General features: G+C 70.7%; 1 protein-coding gene and 1 pseudogene. Both read left to right on the forward strand.

What is annotated here, in order from left to right:
* Positions 1–506, forward strand: a pseudogene (locus BZL64_RS36830) (hydrolase); the annotation flags it as partial.
* A 109-nt stretch (positions 507–615) separates the two neighbouring features.
* Positions 616–1,244: COG1470 family protein (locus tag BZL64_RS36835; RefSeq protein ID WP_244205771.1), on the forward strand; the 629-nt coding region annotated here is incomplete at its 3' end.

Here is a 1,244-nt window from a genome sequence, read left to right on the forward strand (position 1 = left end):
GCGGTGGAGGCGGCGGCGACGAGGAGGAGAAGCCGAAGGAGCGGACCGCCGCCACGGCCGTACAGGAGTTGGCGGCCCGCAGCGACGGCCGGCACATCTGCTACCGCGCCTACGTCGCCGACCGCGGCTGGCAGGACCCGGTGTGCGACGGCGCGGAGGCGGGCACGACCGGCAAGGACCTGCCGATCAAGAAGCTCAACATCGCCGTGTCGGGGACCAAGGGCACGGCGGGCAACGGCGCCCATGTGGTCGAGGGGTGGCTGACGGGCGACAAGTGGTCGTCGGCGGCCGACGGCATCGACATGTACATCGGGTCGTCGAAGGAGGCGGTCTCCCCGCTCCAGGGCTTCACCATCAAGGTCACCGACGGCTCGGTGTGCCAGAACACCCACGTGGCGAACAAGGGCTGGATGGGCCTGGGCTGCACCAAGCCCGGCGACTGGATGTACGGCGGCAGCCCGATGGAGGAGGCACAGAACCTGGAGGCGATCCGCCTCACCGTGTGAGGTTTCGCGGGGCGTGCCGCGAACGGGGCATGCCGGTCGTCCCCTTCGGGCAGCGGCCCTGCCCCTGCGCCTCCTGACGGGCCGCCGCCTCCCGGCTTAGCGTCGACAGGTGACTCTGTGGACTTCCCTGGAACCGGCTTCCGCGACGGTGGACCCTGGTGGCAGCACCCGTGTGCGGTTGCGGGTGCGCAACACCGGTGATGTCGTCGACGAGTACCGCTTCGAGCCGGTGGGGAGTGTGGCTCCCTGGACGACGGTGGAGCCGCCGACCTTGCGGCTCTTTCCTGGTACGACGGGGACGGTGGAGCTGACGTTCGCTCCGCCTCGTACGCCGGACGCGACGGCGGGTCCGAACCCGTACGCCGTGCGGATCACGCCGACCGAGCATCCGGACGCGGTGACGGTTCCGGAGGGGAATCTCACGGTCACGCCGTTCACGGAGGTGCGTGCCGAGCTGGTGCCGCCGACCGTGAAGGGACGGTTCCGGGGCCGGCCGCGCCTCGCGATCGACAACCTCGGCAACACGCGGCTGACGGCGTCCGTCGCGGGCGGCGACACCGGCGACCACCTGTCGTACGACATCCGGCCGGGCAACGTACAGATCGAGCCGGGGCGTGCGGCGTTCGTCGAGGCGACCCTGCGGCCACGGGAGATCATCTGGTTCGGGTCGAAGGAACAGCGGCCGTACGCCCTCACCGTGCAACGGTCGGGTGTGGTGCCGCTGTTCCTTCGACCCGA

This window comes from Streptomyces bobili, assembly GCF_002154575.1.
GTDB lineage: Bacteria > Actinomycetota > Actinomycetes > Streptomycetales > Streptomycetaceae > Streptomyces > Streptomyces bobili.